The organism is Gilliamella sp. CG22 (assembly GCF_046635725.1).
GTDB classification, from domain to species: Bacteria; Pseudomonadota; Gammaproteobacteria; order Enterobacterales; family Orbaceae; genus Gilliamella; species Gilliamella apicola_I.
This window is the reverse complement of sequence record NZ_JBIDFK010000015.1, coordinates 1-22,968: the sequence shown is the minus strand read 5'-3', so window position 1 is coordinate 22,968 and position 22,968 is coordinate 1. Positions and strand designations below refer to the sequence as shown.

General features: G+C 32.6%; 22 protein-coding genes. 9 read left to right on the top strand and 13 right to left on the bottom strand.

Annotation, left to right across the window (positions count from 1 at the left end; all coding sequences use genetic code 11):
- The first annotated feature begins 119 nt into the window (after positions 1 to 119).
- Both ACGH46_RS10590 and ACGH46_RS10585 read left to right on the top strand, forming a co-directional pair.
- Positions 120 to 806: a heavy metal response regulator transcription factor gene (locus ACGH46_RS10590; protein ID WP_065559449.1), complete on the top strand. Its 687-nt coding sequence runs from the start codon at positions 120 to 122 to the stop codon at positions 804 to 806.
- Positions 793 to 2,190, top strand: a complete 1,398-nt coding sequence (locus tag ACGH46_RS10585; RefSeq protein ID WP_411605584.1) for a heavy metal sensor histidine kinase — start codon at positions 793 to 795, stop codon at positions 2,188 to 2,190. The genes ACGH46_RS10590 and ACGH46_RS10585 overlap by 14 nt, the downstream gene beginning before the upstream one ends.
- Here ACGH46_RS10585 and ACGH46_RS10580 read toward each other — a convergent pair.
- The 6 genes from ACGH46_RS10580 to ACGH46_RS10555 all read right to left on the bottom strand — a co-directional run bounded on the left by ACGH46_RS10580 (position 2,183) and on the right by ACGH46_RS10555 (position 6,322).
- Complete coding sequence (locus ACGH46_RS10580; protein WP_411590922.1) at positions 2,183 to 2,383, bottom strand: YaeP family protein; 201 nt, start codon at positions 2,381 to 2,383, stop codon at positions 2,183 to 2,185. The two genes, ACGH46_RS10585 and ACGH46_RS10580, sit on opposite strands and share 8 nt — an antisense overlap.
- A gap of 53 nt (positions 2,384 to 2,436) precedes the next feature.
- On the bottom strand, positions 2,437 to 3,399 hold the full coding sequence (gene rfaC, locus ACGH46_RS10575) for a lipopolysaccharide heptosyltransferase RfaC (RefSeq protein WP_411605582.1): 963 nt from the start codon (positions 3,397 to 3,399) through the stop codon (positions 2,437 to 2,439).
- 2 nt (positions 3,400 to 3,401) lie between these two features.
- Positions 3,402 to 4,448 carry an ADP-heptose--LPS heptosyltransferase RfaF gene (gene rfaF, locus ACGH46_RS10570; RefSeq protein ID WP_411605581.1) on the bottom strand — a complete coding sequence of 349 codons (1,047 nt, stop codon included), beginning with the start codon at positions 4,446 to 4,448 and terminating at the stop codon, positions 3,402 to 3,404.
- Positions 4,449 to 4,709 (bottom strand): hypothetical protein, encoded by a 261-nt coding sequence (locus tag ACGH46_RS10565; RefSeq protein WP_267350701.1) that lies wholly within the window; start codon positions 4,707 to 4,709, stop codon positions 4,449 to 4,451.
- 107 nt (positions 4,710 to 4,816) lie between these two features.
- A complete protein-coding gene (locus tag ACGH46_RS10560) occupies positions 4,817 to 5,581 on the bottom strand; it encodes a methyltransferase domain-containing protein (protein ID WP_411590936.1) in 765 nt (254 codons plus the stop codon).
- 9 nt (positions 5,582 to 5,590) lie between these two features.
- Positions 5,591 to 6,322, bottom strand: coding sequence for a 1-acylglycerol-3-phosphate O-acyltransferase (locus tag ACGH46_RS10555; protein WP_267359643.1), 732 nt, complete (start codon positions 6,320 to 6,322; stop codon positions 5,591 to 5,593).
- A gap of 89 nt (positions 6,323 to 6,411) precedes the next feature.
- Here ACGH46_RS10555 and mnmD point away from each other — a divergent pair, with 89 nt between their 5' ends.
- Positions 6,412 to 7,122 carry a tRNA (5-methylaminomethyl-2-thiouridine)(34)-methyltransferase MnmD gene (gene mnmD, locus ACGH46_RS10550; protein WP_411605579.1) on the top strand — a complete coding sequence of 237 codons (711 nt, stop codon included), beginning with the start codon at positions 6,412 to 6,414 and terminating at the stop codon, positions 7,120 to 7,122.
- Between the two features lie 52 nt (positions 7,123 to 7,174).
- Here mnmD and ACGH46_RS10545 read toward each other — a convergent pair whose 3' ends face one another.
- The 6 genes from ACGH46_RS10545 to ACGH46_RS10520 all read right to left on the bottom strand — a co-directional run bounded on the left by ACGH46_RS10545 (position 7,175) and on the right by ACGH46_RS10520 (position 16,218).
- Entirely contained in the window at positions 7,175 to 10,975 is a 3,801-nt protein-coding gene (locus ACGH46_RS10545; RefSeq protein WP_411605578.1) for a translocation/assembly module TamB domain-containing protein, read from the bottom strand.
- A 1-nt stretch (position 10,976) separates the two neighbouring features.
- A complete protein-coding gene (locus ACGH46_RS10540; RefSeq protein ID WP_411596558.1) occupies positions 10,977 to 12,629 on the bottom strand; it encodes an autotransporter assembly complex protein TamA in 1,653 nt (550 codons plus the stop codon).
- A 702-nt stretch (positions 12,630 to 13,331) separates the two neighbouring features.
- Positions 13,332 to 13,871: a hypoxanthine phosphoribosyltransferase gene (hpt, locus tag ACGH46_RS10535; RefSeq protein ID WP_267350709.1), complete on the bottom strand. Its 540-nt coding sequence runs from the start codon at positions 13,869 to 13,871 to the stop codon at positions 13,332 to 13,334.
- A 114-nt stretch (positions 13,872 to 13,985) separates the two neighbouring features.
- On the bottom strand, positions 13,986 to 14,492 hold the full coding sequence (gene tadA, locus ACGH46_RS10530; protein ID WP_411605576.1) for a tRNA adenosine(34) deaminase TadA: 507 nt from the start codon (positions 14,490 to 14,492) through the stop codon (positions 13,986 to 13,988).
- 9 nt (positions 14,493 to 14,501) lie between these two features.
- Positions 14,502 to 15,323, bottom strand: coding sequence for a 4-hydroxy-tetrahydrodipicolinate reductase (gene dapB / locus ACGH46_RS10525; protein WP_267350711.1), 822 nt, complete (start codon positions 15,321 to 15,323; stop codon positions 14,502 to 14,504).
- A 283-nt stretch (positions 15,324 to 15,606) separates the two neighbouring features.
- Positions 15,607 to 16,218, bottom strand: coding sequence for an FKBP-type peptidyl-prolyl cis-trans isomerase (locus ACGH46_RS10520; RefSeq protein ID WP_267350713.1), 612 nt, complete (start codon positions 16,216 to 16,218; stop codon positions 15,607 to 15,609).
- A 197-nt stretch (positions 16,219 to 16,415) separates the two neighbouring features.
- Here ACGH46_RS10520 and bamE point away from each other — a divergent pair, with 197 nt between their 5' ends.
- Positions 16,416 to 16,832: an outer membrane protein assembly factor BamE gene (gene bamE / locus ACGH46_RS10515; RefSeq protein ID WP_065559463.1), complete on the top strand. Its 417-nt coding sequence runs from the start codon at positions 16,416 to 16,418 to the stop codon at positions 16,830 to 16,832.
- A 110-nt stretch (positions 16,833 to 16,942) separates the two neighbouring features.
- Here the strand turns inward: bamE and ACGH46_RS10510 are convergent, their stop codons facing one another.
- A complete protein-coding gene (locus ACGH46_RS10510) occupies positions 16,943 to 17,323 on the bottom strand; it encodes a DUF5362 family protein (protein WP_411590933.1) in 381 nt (126 codons plus the stop codon).
- 352 nt (positions 17,324 to 17,675) lie between these two features.
- Between ACGH46_RS10510 and ACGH46_RS10505 the strand changes: the two genes are divergently transcribed.
- The 5 genes from ACGH46_RS10505 (at position 17,676) to ACGH46_RS10485 (ending at position 21,971) form a co-directional block, all read left to right on the top strand.
- On the top strand, positions 17,676 to 18,008 hold the full coding sequence (locus ACGH46_RS10505; RefSeq protein WP_267350716.1) for a hypothetical protein: 333 nt from the start codon (positions 17,676 to 17,678) through the stop codon (positions 18,006 to 18,008).
- Between the two features lie 253 nt (positions 18,009 to 18,261).
- Positions 18,262 to 18,558 carry a hypothetical protein gene (locus ACGH46_RS10500; protein ID WP_411596560.1) on the top strand — a complete coding sequence of 99 codons (297 nt, stop codon included), beginning with the start codon at positions 18,262 to 18,264 and terminating at the stop codon, positions 18,556 to 18,558.
- 591 nt (positions 18,559 to 19,149) lie between these two features.
- Positions 19,150 to 19,545 (top strand): hypothetical protein, encoded by a 396-nt coding sequence (locus ACGH46_RS10495; protein ID WP_267350720.1) that lies wholly within the window; start codon positions 19,150 to 19,152, stop codon positions 19,543 to 19,545.
- A gap of 1,232 nt (positions 19,546 to 20,777) precedes the next feature.
- Positions 20,778 to 21,182 (top strand): hypothetical protein, encoded by a 405-nt coding sequence (locus tag ACGH46_RS10490; RefSeq protein ID WP_267350721.1) that lies wholly within the window; start codon positions 20,778 to 20,780, stop codon positions 21,180 to 21,182.
- Positions 21,183 to 21,605: 423 nt separating this feature from the next.
- Complete coding sequence (locus tag ACGH46_RS10485; protein ID WP_267350722.1) at positions 21,606 to 21,971, top strand: hypothetical protein; 366 nt, start codon at positions 21,606 to 21,608, stop codon at positions 21,969 to 21,971.
- Positions 21,972 to 22,968 lie beyond the last annotated feature (997 nt).

Below are 22,968 nucleotides of genomic sequence, written 5' to 3'. Positions count from 1 at the left end.
CAAGTAGATTACAAAATAGTCATGGAAATATCATGAATGTTTTTGAACTTTTCATATATCATAGGAACAGTATTATGTAAGTTAGATAACCTGATACTTTGGCAAAGGAAATATTTAAAATGAAATTGTTAGTTGTTGAAGATGAACAGAAAACAGGTGAATACCTTCGTCAAGGATTAATTGAATCAGGCTTTATTGTTGACCTAACCAAAAATGGTTTAGATGGCTATCATCGGGCAATGACAGAAGATTATGATTTAATTATCCTGGATGTAATGTTACCGGATATTGTTGGTTGGAAAATTGTTCAGTCATTGCGTGAAGCGGGTAAAGACACCCAAATTATATTGCTGACAGCAATGGGAAGTGTTGAAGATAAAGTTAAAGGATTAAATTTAGGTGCCGACGATTATTTAGTGAAGCCTTTTTCATTTGCTGAATTATTAGCGAGAGTTAAATCGTTATTAAGACGAAATGTGCCGCAAGTAAACAATTATCAATTAAGTATTGCTGATTTAGTCATGGATTTGCCAAAGCGAACAGTGACGCGTTCAGATAAACGTATCGATCTCACCAATAAAGAGTTTTTATTACTTGAATACTTCTTACGTTATCCGGGTGAAGTGTTACCGCGATCGTTAATTGCTTCACAAGTTTGGGATATGAATTTTGATAGCGATACTAATGTGATTGATGTAGCCATAAGACGGTTACGTAACAAAATAGATGCAGGATTCGAACCTAAACTTATTCATACTGTGCGTGGAATGGGTTATAAAATAGATGTATTAGATGAAACAGAGTAAATTAATTTCCGTTCGGTTACCCATTATTGTTTGTCTGATAACATGTGGACTACTTTATTGTTTCAGTTATTTGATCGAGCGGTCTTTTGAAAAATTTTCAATCAGACAAAATGTGACCGAATTAAATTCGGTTATTACCTCTATAGAAAGAGAACTAACTTATTATTCTCCGAATGATAATCGTGATGAATTTATCCAAAATTTATTGCTAATTCTCACCGGGCATCATCACTTATTTGTTTATATCATTGATGATATGGGGAAAATAGTCTATCGCACTCGAGGCCCCAACTTAGCGATAGCACTAAAATCACAAGAGTTAGAACGGATTATTGAAAATGACAGTACTTCTATTGAGACGATAGATAAATCATCTTATCGGATTGCGGCATCAAGGGTGATTGGGGAAGACGGTAAACGCTTCACTACGATTGTTGCCGTTCGTCGTGATGTGCAACTTGAATTTATTAATCGATTAAGAAACGGATTAGGTCTGCTAATTATTATTTCTTGTGTGTTAGCATTAATCGGTTCATTCATCAGTATTTACTATACTCAAAAACCAATCAATCGCTTAATCAAGAAGATTGAAAGAATTAGTTTAAATAATTTAAATTATCGTATTCCAACCTCGTCAGTACCGGTTAAATATGTAAGCTTGGTCAGAGCATTTAATAACATGCTTAATCGTATGGAAGATGTTTTTACTCGTCAGCATAATTTTACTGCCGATATTGCACATGAGATGCGTACACCAATTACTAATCTTACCACGCAAACGCAAATTGTACTCAATAACGCTCGTACGACAAATGAGTACCGTGAAATTTTATATTCTAATTTAGAAGAATATGAAAAAATGTCACAAATGATTTCGGATATGTTATTTTTGGCGCAGGCAGACAATCGCCAGCTTGTGCCTAATTTGATTGACATTGATCTAACTAACATGATTATGATGATGTGTGATTATTTTGAGCCTCTCACCGATGAAAAAAATATTACTTTTCAACTCGACGGTCACTGTTCTCACATACAAGGTGATAAAATGATGTTAGGGCGTGCAATTGGTAATATTTTGTCTAATGCGATTCGTTATACACCGAATAACGAGGTCATAACTATCACGTTAAGTCAAATGAGTGAAAAACGGGTTAAGATTATTATCTCTAATCCGGGCAAAAAAATTGATAAAAAACATTTACCACATCTTTTTGACCGATTCTATCGTGTCGATGAATCACGTCATCGTAATGACAGTTCCGGCGCAGGTATTGGGCTAGCCATTGTTAAATCCATTATTGAAACCCATAAGGGATCAATTTATGTAGAATCAGATGATAAATCGACACGTTTTATTATCAATTTACCAACGGCTATTTAATGTCATAGTCACTCATTAATAAGTTAGCTGCTGCATAAGCAGCTTTCTCTCTAAGTTCAGTAGGTACTTGTTTATCAGCTGTAACTTCATTTAAAACCAACATAACGGCTCCTAAAGCATCTTCAACATAGCCTAATTCATTACTGCCGATTTGAGCATATTTTTCCCGAATGAGCTCACAATATTTATTCATTAGTTCGATTCCTTTAATCTTTTTCAATAACGTTATTTCAATTCTATCCTGTTTTACAAAAAACGGGCTAATTGCTCATATACCTTCGTTGCTGAGATAGTTTGCATTTTTTGATCTGGAGAGACAAGACTAAATTGATTTTTACCATAACCGCCTATTAATTTCGGATCGGTTTGACCAAATAAAGTTATGTTTGGGCGATCGAGTGCCGCAGTTAAATGACTTAATCCTGTATCGACTGAAACTACAGCTTTAGCCCCAGCAAGTTCAGTCGCCACTTGAGAAAGAGACAATTTTGGTAGCACTTCGACATGATTAAATCCTTGTGCTAAGCGTTGAGCGCTTTGCATTTCATTCGCCGTTCCCCAAGGTAATTTAATTTTTAAATCGGTTGGCGCTATCAATTGTATTAATTGACGCCAAGCGTCTTCTGTCCAATGTTTTTCATATCTGGTAGTGGCATGTAAAAATATCAAATATTGTCCATGGTCAGACGGTAATTCTGATAAAAAATGACTTGCAATTGCATAGTCACCCATGTCACCAGATAGGTCGTACCCAAGACTTTTTGCAAAGAGTTGTCGTACTCGTTCAACGGCATGCATTGATTTTGGAACAGAATGTTTAACATCATAAAACCAACTGGCAATCGGTTCTCTTATGCTATGACGATCTAAACCGTGCTTAATGCCTTTTGCTTTACGTGTGATAAAAAAAGCACTTTTTATTAATCCTTGCGCATCAATAATACAGTCATATTCCCGTTCAAGTAGTGATTGAATAAATTGGTGACGCTCTTGACGAATAGATTTACCGAACCAGTTTTTACGCCAGCGCCGAATGGCCACAGGGATCACTTTATCTACCGCAAAATGCCATGTTGGTATTTGCGCAAAATTTTCTTCAACCACCCAATCAAAAGTCATATTAGGTAAATGACGGGCAGCATCAGTTAATGCGGGTAAAGTATGAAGTACATCACCCATTGAAGATGTTTTAACAATAAGTACACGCATAATTAATGACTCTTTTCACAACGAGCAATAAGCTTCATTAAAGTTTCAAACACAGTTTCAGGTTTTATATCAATCAAACTTTGATGATAGCCTTGTTCTGCATCGCCCTTACGGACTTTATGATACCCTGTTATTAAGCGAATAACTTCAGCTTTATCAGAAAGGGGTGGGGTAAAGTCTGGACTACTTGGGCCATAAAGCGCAACCAAAGGGCGATCCAAAGCTGCGGCGACATGCATCAATCCTGAATCATTAGTCACAATTGCTTTACAAGCCGCAATTAAATTAACCGCTTGTTCCAATTTTGTTTTACCGGCAAGATTAATACACTGGTCGCCTTGTGTCATTTGTTTAATAATTTTTTCGCCAACTTGGCGATCATTATCAGAACCAAAAATAACAATTTTGGCATGTTGCTTTACAAGCATATCACCAAGAGCAGCATAATGATAATCCGGCCAACGTTTTGCTGGACCAAATTCAGCACCAGGACAAAAACCAATTAACGGCAAATTATCATTGATTTTAAACGTGTTAAGCGTGCCATTGATGTCTGTTTGACAAACTTCAAGTTTAGGCCAAAGTATGGGTTGTGGTATTTGCTCTGCTGTGTGGATCTGATCCTTAGGGTAGGCAAGGGCAACATAACGTTGAACCATTAATGGAAAGGCTTGTTTATTAAGTTTACGAAGATCGTTAATCAGTCCATAACGCATTTCACCTTTCCAACCTGTTCGCTGATGAATCCTAGCAAAAAAAGGGATTAAAGCTGATTTAAACGAATTAGGTAAAATTATCGCTTGGTCGTAATGATTATTACGGAGTGATTTGCCGAGTCGATAGCGTTGGGTTAAACCGAATTTACCATGACCAATTGGCATCTCAATAGCTTGATTCACTTCTGGCATTTTATTCAATAGTGCTTGGCACCATGCTGGTGCCATAACATCAATTTCAATATTAGGATGAAGTTGTTTTAACGTTCGATATAAACTTTGCGACATCATCATATCGCCAACCCATGAAGGACCAATAATTAGTGTTCTCATTTAATGTCCTTTTATAATCGTTGATGAACAAACATTGTGATGAAATATTGCTTTAATGTCTAATTGCTGATCGGCAACGATAGCCGTAGTAAAGTCATCTTTATCAATAAAATCAGCCATATTTAAATCAAGTAAATTGGCAAATTTTGTCTCATCAGTTAAATTATCAACGTCTAAAACATCTTTAATTTTTTGATTATTCAGACTATTAACAATATTACTTTCAATAGAGACAATACCATCAGTTATGATGATTATCATTATTTTCCTTAATTAATTGAATTACGCTGTTTATCATACCGAGTTAAGCCAATATTTTCGAGTGAAGTTTAACTATTTCAAGCTTAGTATCAGTATGATGAAAAGTGTTAACCATTTTTTGCAGTAACTAAAATGTATCGAGCAAGACTTAGATACGGTTCTGCTTGGCAGTACTGCTTTTCAAGTGCCAATAACTGATCAAAATGACTATTTATTTTTTCTTTATTATTCATATAATCATGAAATAGACGAATTCCCGTTTTTTTAATAATATGAAAATCTAGCGTGGTTAACCATTGATAGACATCATCTGGTATTCGAGGGAAATCGGGTGATAATGTTTTTTTCTTACGTTTTGCAAGCCCTGATTGGGTATAACCAAAATTACCAAGTGTCACCGTTTTAAAAAGAAGTGCATGATAATTATAGAACATCAAGGATAAATAACCTTCGGGTTTGAGGTGTTTTTTTAATGATTCAAGAACACTGATCGGATCGGCAACCCACTCTAATACTGCATGACAAATCACCATATCATATTGTTCATTAATGATATGATCAATATCTTGAATAGCACAACAATGACAATTAATATTTAACTTTTCTGCTTGGGCATTTTTTTGTGCCAGTTCTAGCATTTGCATAGAAATATCACATAATGTGACATGATGTCCTAATTTTGCCAATCGACAAGCCATTTGTCCTTGTCCACCACCTGCATCAAGAATTTTCAACGGTTTGGTTGTTGGAAATGTGGCTAATATATTTTCTAATTCCTGCCAGACAATGGCTTCACGAATTTTTCCTTTACTTGTGCCATAAATATTTTGTGCAAACTTATGACTGATATCATCAAAATTACGGTCTTGCATATTCATTAATTATTTTTTACTGTTTAGTTGCTTAACTTCATTGTTGATTTCAATTAATTTTTCAGTCATTTGTTGATAACATTGTTCCATTAATGTTCTGGCGTCTTCTTTACGTAACGATTTGGTGTCAATAGGATCCAACATTTCAACAATCATATGACCGTTATTTAAACGATTTAATTGAATGTTATTGGTATCAGAGACGCAAATAGGCACAATAGGAACACCTGCCGCAATTGCTGCTTTAAATGCGCCTGTTTTAAACGGTAATAATCCACGTCCTCGACTTCGTGTTCCTTCAGGAAACATCCAAATCGATATGCCACGTGTTTTAATTTCTTTAACAACTTGTCCAATGGTATCGTGGGCTTTTGATTTATTATTACGATCAATTAAAATATTACCGGTCAGATAGTATAATTGCCCAAAAAAAGGAATCCACGCTAAACTTTTTTTTCCGACAGTCACGGTTTTCGGTTGGACAACGTCTGCGGCAACAACCATATCAAAGTTGTTTTGATGATTAGCGATATAAACACAACTGCCTATTTTACTAATCTCAGGATAGAGACGAGTATCAACTTTAACGCCCAAAATAGGTTTAAAGAAAAAACTAAATAAATGTGCAAATCTGGCTACGTTTTTGGGATTCCGAGGATTGAATAGGCAAAATATAACGCCCAGTACACAAACTACAATACCTATCAACACAACTGTAATTAAGCGGAAAAGAAAAACCATAATTTACCTCATAAATTGATTTAGCGTATTATATACATAAACTGTGTCAATATACAGTTTGATCAACGATAACTGAGTAAAGAGGCGTCATGCAAAAATCAACAATTATTTGGAACGAAAATCAAGCCCCAGTTTCTGTCTATTTTGATGATATCTATTTCAACACACAAGGTGCAGTTGCTGAAACAAAATATGTTTTTATTGAAGGCAATCATCTACACCAACGTTTTATCCAACATGATAAAGATACTTTTATTATTGGTGAAACGGGTTTTGGTTCGGGGCTAAGCTTTCTCATAGCCTGGCAAACGTTTTTAGCTTTTAAAAAAGAATATCCCAATCATCAACTCCAGCAACTTAAATTTATCAGTATTGAAAAATATCCGTTATCAGTGACAGAAATGATGATGATGCATCAAACCGCCATAGAAGATGAATGCCAACTTCAACTATTAGCCAAGCAGTTATATACCTATCTAACGGATAACACCTGTCATTTAGACAAGGTCAGTTTGGATGTACTTTATGATGACATTCAATATTTTCCGGAATTTTTGGCTAAACAAAATGGGTTGATTGATGCTTGGTTCTTTGATGGATTTTCACCCGCTAAAAATCCTGACATGTGGTCAGAATCCTTGTTTAAAAGCTGTTTTCAATATACGTCACAAAAGGGAACGTTTGCAACTTTTAGTGCGGCTGGATTTGTTCGGCGAAACTTAATCAATGCTGGATTCAATGTGATAAAACAAAAAGGTTTTGGTTTGAAAAGAGAAATGTTAATCGGCAGTAAAAAATAGCTAGCCTTAACCAAATAATTGATAAGGCTAACTCAATTATCCTAATAAGTGATTAAAATTCAAATTGGTAGATAAAATCTAACGTTTGTGCAAGTCCAGATGTTGCTTCTAAATAGAGTCTTGGCATCAATCGGTATCGTAAAGTAAATGTCGCCAGTGAATCAAAAATACCTACACCATATTTCAGTTGTAGGTTAGGCAAAATATACCCACTAACAACCACTTTAGAATTATTACCGGCTCCTTGCGTGTCTAAAGAAAGATTTTTTATTCCAAAGACATTACCAATATCACCAATATATTTACCTGTTTTTGCCGTACCGATACCAACGAGTAAGGCGGTCATCATATCATTATCGCTTTGATCGGTGCTTTCAAGTCCTTGACCTCGTATTAGATAAGATAATGCTTCTTGCTGGGACATGGCTGGATCTGAAAATATTTCAATTTTGGGCTCTTCCGAAGATCCTGTTACACGAATACCCGCTGTAATACTACTGTTATCAATTGAGTCTGGATTACGAATAGCTTCAATATCTAACTTAGCTTGGTCAGTAGGGCCCGAAAAAGTGATAATACCTTTACGGATAACTAAATCTTGACCATAAGCGTGAAATCTTCCTGTTGGAATCAAAACTTGCCCATGCAGATCTAAGCCTTTGTTGGTTTGTGCCGCAAGGAGATTGCCTTTCAGTGATGCGTTTAACCCAAAAGCATCGACAGTCACATGTTCACCAATATCAATTTCAATATGGCTACTGATTTTTATGCCAAGTTTTTGTTTTTCGATTACTTGATAATTTTTATCTAACATAACTTCGTCAGGCGATACATCAACACTGGATGCCGGTAACGATTCGACGGTAATCTTACCTTTAGGGATACTGACTTTTCCGGAAAGAATTATCTCATCTTGGGTCGCATCAATTCTAATATTGGGGATAATACTTAACACAACCATTGGAGGTACGGTAACTTCCATTGCTGCACCCGTGACAGAAAGATCCGCTTGCCATTTATCAAATGTATCCCAATTGGCGTGACCGTTAATATCAATATTACCAGACTTGGTGGTTAAAACTCCTTTTAAGTTGGAGGATTTACCATTGAAATTAAGATCTACCTTTGCTGATTTCAAATCAATTGGTAATTGACTGGATTTTATTTCACTGTGTTTTAAATCAATATTACCTGTTAAATAAGGATCCATTAAAGACCCGGAAAAATTAACGTTGCCATTTATCGAGCCTTTAGCAAAATCATCTTTATCTAATAAGGGATTGATTATTGCTAAGGCAAGATGATCAATGTTTAATTTTCCATTTAATTTCTTTTGTTGAGTGGGATCGATAATAGTTAAATCACCGCTCATTTTACCTAATTGTTTTAAGCTAAATAACCAATCAAACTTTGCTTGTTGTTGATTAAATTCAGCATTAATAGTAAATATTTCAAATGGAATAGATAATGATTGGGATGTGATCATTTGTTGAATATAAACTTCATTCCCTTTGATATTGGCCTTGATATTCGGCATTTCACTATTTGCATTGAATTTTATATAAGCTTTACCATTAATCAAGCCAGCTAGTTTTGTTTCACCGTCGTTTGGAATAGGGAGTTTTGCCAGCTCAATATCTTTCAACGTGATACTTGTATTACTGTTAGCTGTTGGAGATAGTGCTTGATCTAAACAAATACTTGACCCTTGGTTTGACCAACAATGCGAGCCTATAGTGGGCACTTGATGAGTAACATCATAAGATAAAGGTAATGTTTTAACCAATTGCCAATGATTTTTATCACCTAAATTTAATAAAGCGTGGGATAAATTTCCCGTCCATTTTGTTCGATCAGGATCTAATTTTCCATTGAGTGATGTTGTAAATGAGGCTGGTGTTCCTGTAAGATTGATATCTAAAACATGATGACTTTCATTACCTTTAAGCTCAATATTGGCATTTTTTATGCTTTGATTAGGAAGTTCTATATCGTGTCCTATGAGTTTTAAATGTCCACTAATTTGTTTTTTATATTCTATTTTTCCGGAAAGTTGGGCTGATGATATTGACATACTCATCAAACTTAATTGGTGAATATTGATATCGGTATCCACGTTTGGTTCATTAAAGCTACCATTCATTTTCAACGTGCCGACAATTGAACCCTTTAAGTCATCAGCCAATAATGATAAAGAGGATAACTCTAACTTAGCACTCAAATTTTCTTTATCTGAAGCGCCATTGATATTGATATGATTTTTTCCCCAATCCATAACAAAATTATTCGCACTGATTGATTGATGAGAGTTAATTTGAATACTGCCATTAGTTGAAAAATCAGCGTGATTAATATTACCTTTTAATTGGATTTCGGGAAGATTCAATTGCCATTTATCACCTTCTAACTGACCATTGGTTTTAAGTTGACCATTTAATCGTATAGGATAGTTTGGTAAATCTTTGCTGGTATCAACATCAGTTAATTTAACTTTTGCATCCCAGTGTAAGGCTTTTTGCCAGTCAAGATTACCTGAAACATTGATTTCCCCTTGTGGTAGTTTCACTATTCCATGATCGAATATGGCTGATTGATTCGTTCCCTTGCCTATAACATCAAACGACGTATCGGGCAGATCGTCACCTTTAAATTTACCTTTAGCTGATAAGTCATACTGTTGGACGTTACCCCCTATTGAAAGATTAAAATTATTAACTTGATATTGCGCTTGTCCTTCAATTGGCCATTGAATGTGTTTACCCTTTAAGTCGGTCATCACCGGTAAATATTTTTCGATAAAATTGATTTTTGCATTAATTTTTGCTGAATTAAGTCCTTCAAGTACCGTATTTGTCGTCAATTCACCTAACAATTTACCTGAAAATTGGCTATGTAATTGATTACTGGCTGTTTTTAATTGAATAAATGCCAAAATAGGCCAATCATTGCCTAATGTAATATCTCCTGAAACAAAAGCATGTCCATTAGCATAAGGAGTTGTCGCATCTGTATTCACCTGTTGAACGATAATATGATTATCGATGATATTAGTTTGAATAGTCACATTGTTAAATCGATAATCTTCACCGCCAATATGTAAAAGCCAATTGTTACCCGTTAAGCGTCCGACATTGATATCGAGAGGAATAGTAACTTGGGGTAATGATTCGATTAACGGCTGATTGAATAATTGATTTATCTTTTCATTAAGAGGCAAATCATTCTGAACTGAATCTGTTGTTGATTTTACTTGTGGGTGATCAGCAAAAATAGCACTTAAATCCTGAGCCTCAGCAGGAAATACATAAATTTTTTCGTTTACCCAAGTCGCCTTACCCGTAAAATCAGACAGACCAAATTGCATATCATCAATATCAACTTTCACATCTGATACATGTGCCGTTTTCAGTTCGATTGGTAATGGGGTTTTCAAAACAACCCGTTTGTCTGGTATTGGCTTATTGGGGGCGGTAATAATCTGATCGGTGTTCAGTTTTACTTTAATACCCTTTGATTCAAACTGTTCGATACAGATTTTAGTTTCAAGCAAACATAACCCAGATAATTTTAACGATGCATTATCAACCTGAACATCAATACCCGGTAGTTGCAATGAAAGACCATTCACCTGTAAATCGCTTAATGTCCCTTCCACTTGTTCAATTTTCAATTCGGGTAGGGCTTTACCTAAGACATAAGTGGTCAACTTAACGCCTAAACTGGTATAAAGCAGTAAGATAATAAACGCGACCAAAAACACGAAAATAGATAATACTACAATACTACGCTTTTTCCATTTTCGTATTCTTTTAATTTTTTTTAATTTTTTTTCTCTAATGGGATTTTTAGCCATATTATAATTCGGATCCTAAACCAATATATAGGTGAACTGAACCAGAGTCTCTTCGCGTTAACGGAGTTGCTAAATCGAATTTTATTGGTCCAACCGGAGAAGCCCAACGCACACCAATACCACTTCCTGTATAAAATTTAGTTTTATCGACTTTATCAATTGCTTCACCTGAATCAATAAAAACAGCACCCCACCAAGCACCGGTTAAATTAAATTGGTATTCAACTGAACCAGTGATGAGCTTTGACGCACCTTTTAATTTACCATTTTTATCTTTAGGCGAAATAGATTGGTAACTATAACCTCGTATACTACGGTCACCCCCTGCAAAGAATCGAAATGAAGGCGGAACACGATCAAAATTATTTGCCTGAATTATGCCGAAATTACCCCGAAAAATAAATCGATGACTATCAAACAAGGATCGAATCCAAGTTTGTTGCGTTTGAAAGCGAATAAGATTGAGATCGGATCCTAAAGAATTTGTAGCTGCCTCAACAGAATAGCGTTGTGAATCTCCCCACATTGGCATAAGATTGCCATCACTACGAATTCTTGAAAGACTAATAGAAGGGTAATATAAAAGGGTATTAAAACTTGAGTCACCTTGCGTAAAGTCATCATGTAAAAGATTTAAACCTAGCGCGCTTTGCCATCCTTCAAAATTGTCCCAATATCGAACCACACCAAAGGTATAGGAACGTGATTTAGTATCATTATTGTCAATTTTTTTATAACCACCTTGAACAGTGTAGTATTGTTCAAGGGGAGATTTTTTTAATGGTATTTTATAGCTCATTGTAATGGATTGTTCGGGTGAAGAAAGTGATAAATTACTTTGTAAACTTTGTCCACGACTGTTAATCCACGGTTTATTCCAAGTTATTTTGCCATATACGCCATTGTCGGTTGAGTATCCAAGCCCTAAATCCATGCTATTTTTTTTTCGGGGAGAGGTGACAACATTGATTGGTAGTGATTTGTCTGCTGTAACATTTGGAAAATCAGGAACAACAACAATTGAACTAAACCAATTTGTAGAAGTTAATCGACGATTAAGAATGGAAAGTTTTTCGGCACTATAAGGTTCACCTTCTTTAAACGGTATAATATTTTTAAGATAATCATCTCTAATTTTGGTATTAGAAAATTTAACTTGACTGAATTTATAGCGCTGCCCAGTATTAAAATCGATATTCCAAAAAGCTTGATGATGATCCATGGATACCGCTAATTGGTGTTGCGTCATATTGGCATCAAAATAGCCTTTTTCTAACGCGAGATTTTTCAAACTTTTCTTGAAAGACTCATAAATGCCATGATTTAAAATATCACCCGTTTTAGGTAGGTTTTTTTCGAGTAAATGTTGGTAATCATTATCATGCTGGCCTTCACCTTCAATAATCACATTTAATTGTTCAATTTTAATCGGTTCACCAGCTGAAATCGTTACCGCTAATACTCTTGGATTTTGAGTGTTATATTGAAACACCGGAGCGTAATAACCCAAAGCTCGGAGCGCTTTTTTAACCTCGCTTTCAAAATACCGTTTAAAATTAGGCGTATTATCGACTTTATCTGGGGTAATTAATGAAACACGAGCATCGACATTGTCAGCAAGTTCACCCGATAAACCTTTAATCGATAACTTCATATCAGCATAGCTTGATGTTGATATGATTGTAAACATTAAAAGTAAACAAAACCTATAGGAAAATTGTGACACAAAGACCTCGAAGAAGTTTAAGTTAAAAAACGATCAATTGTTAATTTCTGGGCTAATCATGAACGTAAATTTAACATATTTAATATTTCATCGTCTATGATAAGCTAACTAAATCAGTTTTGATATCATCTTTTGTAAGGATCAATGTCTAATTTATTAATATTGAGTTTTAACATTTTAAGTTTAAGATTGTAAAGGTAACCCCTTGATCTTTTGGAAAAACCTTTTATAAGCAAATAAAATATTATAAATTACTATAAGCATTTAGTTTATTCTGAAGTGGGACTAAGATTTCTACTATTTCATTAATGTATAATATCAATGAAGCAAAGTAGGGACTAATTAATGGTATATTTACTTAATTTATACAGATACCTTAAGTTAACATTATTAAAATGTAAAAAATATACTTAGCTGTTTTGATACAGGATCGATTGATAGACATCGATCCTTTTTTGTTTCAGAAATTTTAAAAAGGTTATTGATTGCGCTATAACGCAGTACTATAACTTTAAATGATTATGCAAACCACAGATTGTTAACATCTGTTCAGTTTAATACTAAGGGCTTTTAATTAAGTCGTATCAAAGATTTATTCTATTAATGACTAAATTTTCGACCAACATTTATTTAAGCTTCTAGTAGTGTAACCTGACCGATATAAGGTAAATGGCGATAATGTTGAGCATAATCAATTCCATAACCAACGACAAATTCATCAGGAATTGAAAAACCAATGTATTTTACTGGGACAGCCACTTCCCGACGTGATGGCTTATCTAAAAGCGTACAAATTTCGATACTACGAGGATGACGTAATTTTAAAATTGCCATCACTTTACTTAACGTATTACCGGTATCAATAATATCTTCAACAATTAGCACATCTTTATCACGAATATCTTCATCCAAATCTTTCAATATTTTGACATCTCGATTACTGACAACGGCATTACCATAACTTGATGCGGTCATAAAATCAACTTCATGCCCGACAGTAATAGCACGGCTTAAATCCGCCATAAAAATAAATGAACCACGTAGCAGACCGACTAAAATAAGTTCATTTTGGCTGTGTTTATAATCTTGACTAATTTGCTGCCCTAGTTCTTTGATACGTTTTTGAATATCATCCGTTGATATCATCATTTCTAAAGTGTGTTTCTTCATTACTAATACTCAAAAAATAAAATTTAAATTAGATTCTAACAATTTTCGTAGATAAAAAGAATAACAAAGCTTATTTTAATCTGCTTAGCATAACATTTGATAACCCTATACTATTCATAGTATGTTCTTATCTATCATCTTGTTAGCATCGATCTTGGCTGCTCTTTTTTCTAAGCGACGTTTTTTGAAAAATTGACTGAGTAGCAAGCTGCACTCATCAGCTAATACGCCACCTTGCACTTGTGCAATGTGATTAATGCCTTGATAAGCTAGAATATTAATAAACGAGCCAGCAGCCCCTGTTTTATAATCGCTTGCTCCAAATACTACTCGTTTTATTCGACTATGTATAATGGCACCAGCACACATCGTACACGGTTCAAGTGTGACAAAAAGGGTCGTATTAATTAAACGGTAATTATTGATACACTTACCCGCTTGCTCGATAGCAAGCATTTCAGCGTGAGCAGTTGGATTATGGGTAAGTATTGATTGGTTAAAACCTTCGCCAATGACTTGACTGTTTTCATCGATAATTACCGCTCCTACCGGAATTTCACCTAAGGATTCAGCACGTTTGGCAAGCGTTAATGCATATTGCATCCAATATTTATCTGACATTGCAATTATTTATAGATTATTCAAATTTAATACGTCTCGCATGTCATAAAGTCCGACAGGCTGTTTTGCAAGCCATAATGCAGCACGGACGGCGCCATTTGCAAATGTCATCCGACTAGACGCCTTATGACTAATTTCCACACGTTCGCCAATATCGGCAAAAATTGCCGTATGTTCGCCAACAATATCACCCGCTCGGATAGTTGAAAAACCAATTGCTCCTTTTGGTCTTTCACCGGTATGACCTTCACGACAATAAATCGCACGATCGTTCAAATTGAATTTTAAAGCTTCAGCTATGGATTCACCCATCGCAAGTGCAGTACCCGATGGGGCATCGACTTTATAACGATGATGAGCCTCAATAATTTCAATATCTGTATAATCTCCCATGATTTTTGCCGCTTTTTCAAGTAATTTAAGTACCAAATTTACACCTACACTAAAATTGGCAGCAAAAACAATAGCGATATTTTTTGCCGCATCCGTAATGGCTTGCTTGCCTGTAGAATCAAAACCAGTGGTTCCTATAATCATCATTTTTTTATGTTCAACACAAAAATTCAAATGGGCAAGCGTACCTTCAGGTCGGGTAAAATCAATTAACAAATCAAATTGATCTTTGGCGAGTTCTAAATTATCCGTAATAGTGACACCACAAATGCCTATTCCAGCAAGTTCACCTGCATCGCTTCCAATGAGGGAAGAACCTTGTCTTTCAAATGCCGCACCTAAAGTTACTCCTTCGATTTGTGCAACAGATTGAATTAATTGACGTCCCATTTTTCCACCTGCGCCAGCAATAGCGATACGGATGAGGTTAGTTGACATAAAATTTTCCTTACCTATTTTCAAAATATTATCGAATATTATATCGGAAAACAAAAGACTTATACACCGTGTAAAATTAAAATGCTGTAATATAAGTGAGGTATCGTAATTCTTTAAATGAACAATTTTATCTGTTGTTCTTGGTACATCGGAAAGGATGGTATTATTGGTGCTGATTTCTATTTTAATCGTCGTTAACTTTTAAACATTATTGTTATTGGCAGGTTATTTAGAGCTTATAGTTAGATTATAAAAAAAGGACGCTTAAATGCGTCCATTAGATTTATAAAACTTTCAATAATTCGACATCAAAAATTAATGTACTGTAGGGTGGAATTGAGCCTCCTGCACCTTGTGCTCCATAAGCAAGTTCTTGAGGAATATACAATCTCCATTTTGAACCTTCAGGCATTAGCTGTAAAGCTTCAACCCAACCTTGAATAACGCCATTAACAGGAAACTCAGCTGGTTGTCCACGTTGTACAGAACTGTCAAAAATCGTACCATCAATTAATTGTCCCGTATAATGAACTTGAACACGGTCTGTTGATTTAGGTAAGGAACCTGTACCTTCGGTAATGACTTCATATTGCAAGCCGGATTCAGTTGATTTAATCCCATCTTTTTTAATATTTTCTGCTAAAAAATCTTTACCTGCTTGAGCAATTTTTTCAGCTTGTTTTGCTTTCTCTTGAGTGGCTTTTTCATGCATATGACGAAGCGCATCATGCAGTTCTTGTAATGGTAGAACAGGTTGATTATTTGCTAGAACGTCTTGCATAGCTAATTTTAATGCATCAAGATCTAGACCATTCAAACCTGACTCCTTTAATTGTTGTCCAATTTGTAATCCAATAGCATAACTCGCTTTTTGATCTATGGTTTCTAATTTCATTTTTTACCTTTTGTTTGTCGTTTATAAACAGTATTCGAGACCCATTAAGTTTGTGATCAACAGAATAAATATTAATTAATAAAATAGAATAACGCTTTTTTTATAAAATGCATAAAGAATTTATTAATTTGGCTAGCACTTAGTGCAAATATCAGCGATAATACACTTTATTATAATTTCAATATGGATTAAGTTAAATGCAGTTTCGTAAATTTACCTCGCTTGCAATTGTGGCTAGTATATTATTAACTGGTTGTTCAGTGGTAGACCGTTGGGTATATAGACCTGATATCAATCAAGGTAATTATGTAACACAAGATGCAATTGATTTATTGAAAGTTGGTCAAACAAAAGATCAGGTTATTTTTATAATGGGTTCACCTATGTTAACGTCGGTATTTGGTGATAACGTTTGGTATTATGTTTTTCGTCAACAACCACAACATAATGGTATAAGCCAAATTACTTATTCTATTTATTTTAACGAAATGGGCATAGTGACTGACATTAAAAACTCAACGCTTGATGGTTCCAAAACACTACAAGAAATGAATAAACAAATCATTTCTGATCCTATCGATGTAATTTCTGACAACAACGAAGATATAGAATAAAACTCATTCCAAAGTTGTTTTTCCCAAAAAATAAAAACCTCATTAATTAACGAGGTTTTTATTGTTATCTTTTATATTTAAAGCCTAAATTTAGGAACGATAACTCATTGTTAATGATATTGATTATTCATTACACTAAAAATGTATAAAAAGATAAATATAAAGTAAATAACCATCATTACAATAGAACAGATAAAAACAATAAGATTGAATTTCCAATAACCATGTAAATTTTGAATAGCATAAATAATATCTTCTTCTCGTCCAAGAGTCGCTGTTTGATTAAATCCTTTTCCCGATTGAAACAGTTTGACCCCAGCTATAATTAACGGAACACCTACTATTGCTGTAATAATACCTAAACAAGTTAAAGAGCCACTAATGATTCCTAAAACCCCAAAAATTTGCTGCATCGTTCCCACAAATCTTAATTGTTTAAATAACAATTGGTTCATACTAAATGATATTATCTTATTTTCAGTTGTATTCATTTCTTTCTACTTTCTTCATTTATAGTTTGTATTTAAAAAGGAGCATAGAATATCAGTTTTATCATAGATGTCTAGGCGTTTTTCATCATAAATTACAAGGTTTAATTACTATTCATAATTGCGATAATATTTAAGATTTTTACATTTTAATCTTTATGTTTTGAGAGGCAAAATTAGGGAAAATACTTTTATATATAAAGAGTATTTAAATAATCACAATAAATAGTGTTTAAAGTTACTATAAAAAATTTATGCGTTAAAGTGAGTGATTAGTATTGACCTTTTGTAGGTTATCGTTATAATATAAATCGTCATTTCTTTAGTTTTGAAATGATACGAACATAGCGTTACTATGCAATTAAAAAAAATTTTTATTATGAAAAACGAACTTAAAAATTTTAAGTTAAAAGACCTAGGATGTGTCGCAGGATCATGTCTGTCAGGTCTCGAAATCAAAGTACTAGGCTATCGAGATCCTGAGACTAATTGTGAGTGTTATGGATTATTAGCTGAGTATTATGGTTTACCAATTCCTGGAACGCAAGTCTCAATTAGCGAAGAGACTTATAATGAAATTACCAGTAATTGTGACGACGACGAATCTGGATATGTTTTTACTAAAACTGCCCAAATTTGTAGATTGAATAAGCACGCAAAATTTGATATTCGTCCTTATAATTCATGATTTCATCCAATGAACCCCAGTTATTAATAACTGGGGTTTTTTATTGTATAATCAGAATGATAGTTCAAATAAGATTATGCTTAAATATTACAGGCTTTCTTAAATTAGTTATTTTTATAAATGATATTGACTTAATTCGATTATCTATATAATATAATCAGCAGTTAATTTTTAAAATTAACTAACTACAAAAGTATAATTTACCTATGCCTTAATGAATTTAAAACATAGTTTAATTCAAAAACTTTTAACGATGGCAAAAAAGTTCAAAACCAATGTTCATGAATTCAGAATCGGGTATATTCCTGGTTCAATTTTTAAAAACTTACAAATTCTAGTTTTTCGAGGTAAAACTTCCGAAAAAGGAGTGTACTTCAAATTGTGTGTTTATGTCGATGGAATGCGCATTAAACAAACAGAAACGATTATAACTGAACAAGTTTATCGGCAGAATTTTCAAAGTCATTTTGATTCTTCTATCCTGTTTTATAATGCGATGAAGTTGGTTGGATTCGACAAATTAGTGTTTGGAAGTTTAACAACGAATTAAATTTTAATTTAATTCAACCCCCCAGTTATTTATGTAACTGGGGTTTTGTTGCTTGATATCATCAAAAATTATTTAAATTGTCAATTATATTTTATTATTTAATCCAATACTAACTTAACTTAAAAATTATCTACAAGTTTTACGCAATTCACACCATTGCTCTTTTCAATAAAAAGTTATTTTTTTACTGAAAACCTCTGATAACTTAGTATCAAATCGGGCTAATAAACTAGCTAACAAAACCAGCACTAATGTTAATGACGTTTTGGCAGAAAGATAAATTAACCAAATAAAGGTATGATTAAGTATCGATCAATAAACTATGGAAGTTATATAAATAGTCATTACAAGATAAACAAAACAAAAAATGGCAAATTCTATCAAATCTTCTATTTTAATTTATTAAACAAAATTAGCATTCCCATAATTTTTATAACTGACAGTGGCGTTAGCGTTGCCTACTGTCTACATAAAACAGTTTTTGAGAAATAAATAATTTGAATTATATGAATTATCGGTATAATATAAATTCTGAGTTTTGTTAACTCCCATGTGAGGTGCACATATTAAACAAAAATAAAAATTTAAGAAATGAATGATTTACTATTTAAAGGCTTCTTATATGAAAGTCGTACAGGTGAAATCTCAGTAGCAGTTTATACAGATATAAATTCTACTTGTTATCGTATAGCCATAATAGGCTCGAAATCAGAACAAAGAGGTGAAAGCATTTTTGCCGACTATACTAAAGAAGAGTATGAGAAATTTATTTTATCTGTATGTCGGAAAAACAAACGATTATTAAAAGCTTATAAAGCTTATGGTTGTACATTAGAAATCGATGAAATTAATAAGCTTATCCGAAAAATGGAAAAAAGGGCTGAATTAAAAAGATTGATAGTGAGGTTCTCGATTATTGCTTTTAATGTTATTTGGATTTTATTGATAATTTTGTTATTGGGACTATTTTTTTCTTATATCTTTTAATTGTTCTAAACAGACCCCGGTAATTCAACTGGGGTTTTTTATTATAGTAAGCATGAATGATTTCAAGTGAGAAACATTTAACAAAATGTCACTTATATCAATCCAAACTAGTTAAGCGTAATCGAAAAAAATACTTTTCAAAAAAAGTGAATGATTATTCGACCGATTGAAAATAATGTTCAATCAAGACATATTTATTTAGTAGAAAGCAGGAATATTGTGATTTTCGTTATCAACTTTATGAGCTTTCTTAATTGATAATTTTTAAGGATGTTATTGACTTAAGTAGATTATCAATATAATATAAAAAAGTTAATTATTAAAATTAACTGACTACAAAAGTATAATTTAACTATGCCTTAATGATTTTAAAATTTTTAAATAATAAAAAAAATTAAATCATGCAAAAAAGAAAAAGAAGAAGTACAAAAAGAACAGTTCGCGAAATCGGAATGCTTTCGTGTTCAATGTTCCAAGCGGTGACAATCTCAGTTAATCGAATTGAAGAAGACAATCAATACTCGTTGATCCTTTGTAAGGATAGACAGCCCATTGAAAGAACGAAGGTTATTATAAGTGAACAAGTTTTTAAAGAAAATTTCGATAATTATGATGATCGATATACAAGGGTTGTTAAAACATTTAAGTTGTTTCCTTCTAATTCTGTTAAGATTGCCATCTATACAGAAATATCTTCTAGACTCAAAAAATTAAATTAGTTTAATTTTATCTAACCCCAATTTATTAATTTAGATTGGGGTTTTATTGTTTGATGTAAGTAGACATTGACATCAAATTATCAAAATTGCCAATCATATTGTATCTAATTAATCTAAAACAAACTTGATTTAAAACAGAATTTTATATACAAATTTTACGCAATTCACACCATTGCTCTTTCAATAAAAAAGCTATTTAATTACTGAAAACCTCTGATAACTTAATATCAAATCGAGGTGATAACCCGCTAACATCAAACGTAATAACATTGATGACGTTTTGGCTGAAAGATAAATTAATCAAGTTAAAATGTGATTAAGTATTGAATAAACTATTCGATGAACAAATAATGATGATAGTAGAATTGATTAAAATACATTAGGGATAAAAAAATATTGAAATTTATGATTATCGGTATAGTATAAAAACAGGTTGCTTTAATTCACAGTATTGAATTAAATACTACCTACTGGTGAGGTAATTCACAAAATTTAATTAATTAAAATCTTATTATGATGTTTAAAATTAACGGATTTCTATCCGAAAACAGTGAAAATGGAATATCGATAGCAATATTGATGAATCCAGATCGTTCGATGGTCAAATTAGTGGCAATGCGAAATGACGAAAAAATTGAAGGTACAACTGAAGTTGAATTAACTTCAGCGCGTTTTGATGAACTGATAGCTGATTATCCTGACATATCAAAACGTTTGTATCATGTCTTTGACATGTGTAAAGTGGACAAGGATTTATTATCACCAAGTGTAATTGTTCGAACAATAGCTAGGACTGATTCAAAATCTAAGAAATATTTACTAAGTAAGGGAGATCGTTTACATTTCGAATTTATGCTGATAATTGCTTTAGTTATGGCTTTGTTTTATTTGTTAGGTAAATGGCTTCATATTTTTTAGATAGAATTTCCTTTATCTGTCAAAAGTTTTTTAAGATCATCTTGAATTTAATTAATTGATCTAAATAAACCTCAGTTATTTAACTGGGGTTTTTTTATTACATTATTAAAACAAAAGTCTTGTTGAGGTCATACTTAGAATAAATTAAAGAGTAAATATGTGATCTAAAGCAATATTAAGGTAACTTAAGAATATTTCAAATCTAGTTTGTTTTAATGCTAATAGATGTTAATTAAAGGTTATGATTAATTGTTATTATTTGCAAATGAAAATGTATTTAGAATTTGTGTGTTATTATCAAAAAATCTTATTATAAGTTAAGAAAAATTGAAATATTTTTGTTATCGGTATAATATAACTATTGAGTTTCTTTTAACTCCCAGGTGTGGTACACACATTTTAAATCAATTAAAAAATTAAAAAATGAAACATTATGATTTTAAAGGCTATTTGCTCCTAGATAGTCAAAGTGAAATGTCATTAGGAATTTTTGCAAATGCAGATCTTACTATTTATCGCATAGTTTTAATGCGTGGAAATGAAATTGTTGAAGATTCACTTATTTTAGAAATGCCTAAAAAGCTTTATGAAGAGATTTTTTGTAAGGATCTTAATATTGCATGTAATATTTTTCATCAGTTCTATTTTTGTAGATTTGTGGTACATGTCAATTCTTCAAATTCAGAAAAAAAGGGGATAAAGCCGTTTTTATCGTCTTTACTTAATGGATTGAAAAGAGGTATGTTATTAATTATAGATACTTTTAAAAGAAAAAATAAGAATTTATAAAAGAATCTACAAAAAGAGATTTAAATTTCAAACACGAATTTGAACAATGTTGCGAACAAAAAATGGCTTCAGAGCAATCACTTTTACGTTATTACTAGTGATGATTCTGATTATCATGATGGCTACCTTAGTTTATTTGGCTTCTAAATCGTGTTAATTTATTTTTAATACTTTTTATTGATCCAAAAGAACCCCAGTTATCTAACTGGGGTTTTTATTATATAAAGCATGGTGAGTTTGAGAAAGGAACATTAAACAAAATATTCCATATACCCATCGAAAGTAGTTAGTAACGATCCCTAAAAATACCTTTCAAAAAAGTAAATAATGATATAAACAAATAAAATGATATTTAATAAAGATATATCTATATTTATAGAAAGTAATAATATTATGAATTGGACTAACAATATTATAGACTTATTCAATTCATAATTTTTAATCTTTTTATTGATTTAAGTCGATTATCTATATAATATTAAATAGAATTAATTTTAAAAAAATTAATTTACTACAAAAGTATAATTTACCTATACCTTAATGAATTTAAATTAATAATTAATTTTAATTACAAATTTATGAATCAAAAAACAAACAACGACAAGAAATTAATCGAATTCGGATATATTCCTTGTCTAAATTTGCCAGAAAGAATTGACATCTTCATTTATGAAATCGAAGAAACTGAGATGTACTTATTGGTACTTCGTATTAATGGAAATCCCATTAAAGCAACAGTAACGATAATAAGTCAACAAGTCTTTAATGACCATTTATCTGGTATTTCAGGTCTTGAATTGTTTGATGAAACAGTGAAGTTGTGTAATGTCTTTACATGCTTAATAGTCTTTCTTAAAAAGTTATATTATGTTTAAAAATTAAATTTTAATTTAATTCACCCCCCAGTTGTCGATCTAACTGGGGTTTTTATTGCTTGACTTAAGTAAAAGTCGTCATGGAATAATTTAAATAGTCTATTATAAAATATCTCATCAAT

Excerpts from the sequence above, each read along its gene's own strand:
- ACGH46_RS10545 (WP_411605578.1), bottom strand. The coding sequence starts at position 10,975 with ATGGCTAAAAATCCCATTAGAGAAAAAAAATTAAAAAAAATTAAAAGA.
- mnmD (WP_411605579.1), top strand. The coding sequence starts at position 6,412 with ATGCAAAAATCAACAATTATTTGGAACGAAAATCAAGCCCCAGTTTCT.
- ACGH46_RS10495 (WP_267350720.1), top strand. The coding sequence starts at position 19,150 with ATGAATGATTTACTATTTAAAGGCTTCTTATATGAAAGTCGTACAGGT.
- rfaF (WP_411605581.1), bottom strand. The coding sequence starts at position 4,448 with ATGAGAACACTAATTATTGGTCCTTCATGGGTTGGCGATATGATGATG.
- ACGH46_RS10510 (WP_411590933.1), bottom strand. The coding sequence starts at position 17,323 with ATGAATACAACTGAAAATAAGATAATATCATTTAGTATGAACCAATTG.
- ACGH46_RS10590 (WP_065559449.1), top strand. The coding sequence starts at position 120 with ATGAAATTGTTAGTTGTTGAAGATGAACAGAAAACAGGTGAATACCTT.
- bamE (WP_065559463.1), top strand. The coding sequence starts at position 16,416 with ATGCAGTTTCGTAAATTTACCTCGCTTGCAATTGTGGCTAGTATATTA.
- rfaC (WP_411605582.1), bottom strand. The coding sequence starts at position 3,399 with ATGCGTGTACTTATTGTTAAAACATCTTCAATGGGTGATGTACTTCAT.
- tadA (WP_411605576.1), bottom strand. The coding sequence starts at position 14,492 with ATGTCAGATAAATATTGGATGCAATATGCATTAACGCTTGCCAAACGT.
- ACGH46_RS10580 (WP_411590922.1), bottom strand. The coding sequence starts at position 2,383 with ATGAATAAATATTGTGAGCTCATTCGGGAAAAATATGCTCAAATCGGC.
- dapB (WP_267350711.1), bottom strand. The coding sequence starts at position 15,323 with ATGTCAACTAACCTCATCCGTATCGCTATTGCTGGCGCAGGTGGAAAA.
- ACGH46_RS10505 (WP_267350716.1), top strand. The coding sequence starts at position 17,676 with ATGCAATTAAAAAAAATTTTTATTATGAAAAACGAACTTAAAAATTTT.
- ACGH46_RS10555 (WP_267359643.1), bottom strand. The coding sequence starts at position 6,322 with ATGGTTTTTCTTTTCCGCTTAATTACAGTTGTGTTGATAGGTATTGTA.
- ACGH46_RS10540 (WP_411596558.1), bottom strand. The coding sequence starts at position 12,629 with ATGAAGTTATCGATTAAAGGTTTATCGGGTGAACTTGCTGACAATGTC.
- ACGH46_RS10485 (WP_267350722.1), top strand. The coding sequence starts at position 21,606 with ATGAAACATTATGATTTTAAAGGCTATTTGCTCCTAGATAGTCAAAGT.
- ACGH46_RS10565 (WP_267350701.1), bottom strand. The coding sequence starts at position 4,709 with ATGATAATCATCATAACTGATGGTATTGTCTCTATTGAAAGTAATATT.
- ACGH46_RS10585 (WP_411605584.1), top strand. The coding sequence starts at position 793 with ATGAAACAGAGTAAATTAATTTCCGTTCGGTTACCCATTATTGTTTGT.
- ACGH46_RS10560 (WP_411590936.1), bottom strand. The coding sequence starts at position 5,581 with ATGCAAGACCGTAATTTTGATGATATCAGTCATAAGTTTGCACAAAAT.
- ACGH46_RS10490 (WP_267350721.1), top strand. The coding sequence starts at position 20,778 with ATGATGTTTAAAATTAACGGATTTCTATCCGAAAACAGTGAAAATGGA.
- hpt (WP_267350709.1), bottom strand. The coding sequence starts at position 13,871 with ATGAAGAAACACACTTTAGAAATGATGATATCAACGGATGATATTCAA.
- ACGH46_RS10520 (WP_267350713.1), bottom strand. The coding sequence starts at position 16,218 with ATGAAATTAGAAACCATAGATCAAAAAGCGAGTTATGCTATTGGATTA.
- ACGH46_RS10500 (WP_411596560.1), top strand. The coding sequence starts at position 18,262 with ATGGCAAAAAAGTTCAAAACCAATGTTCATGAATTCAGAATCGGGTAT.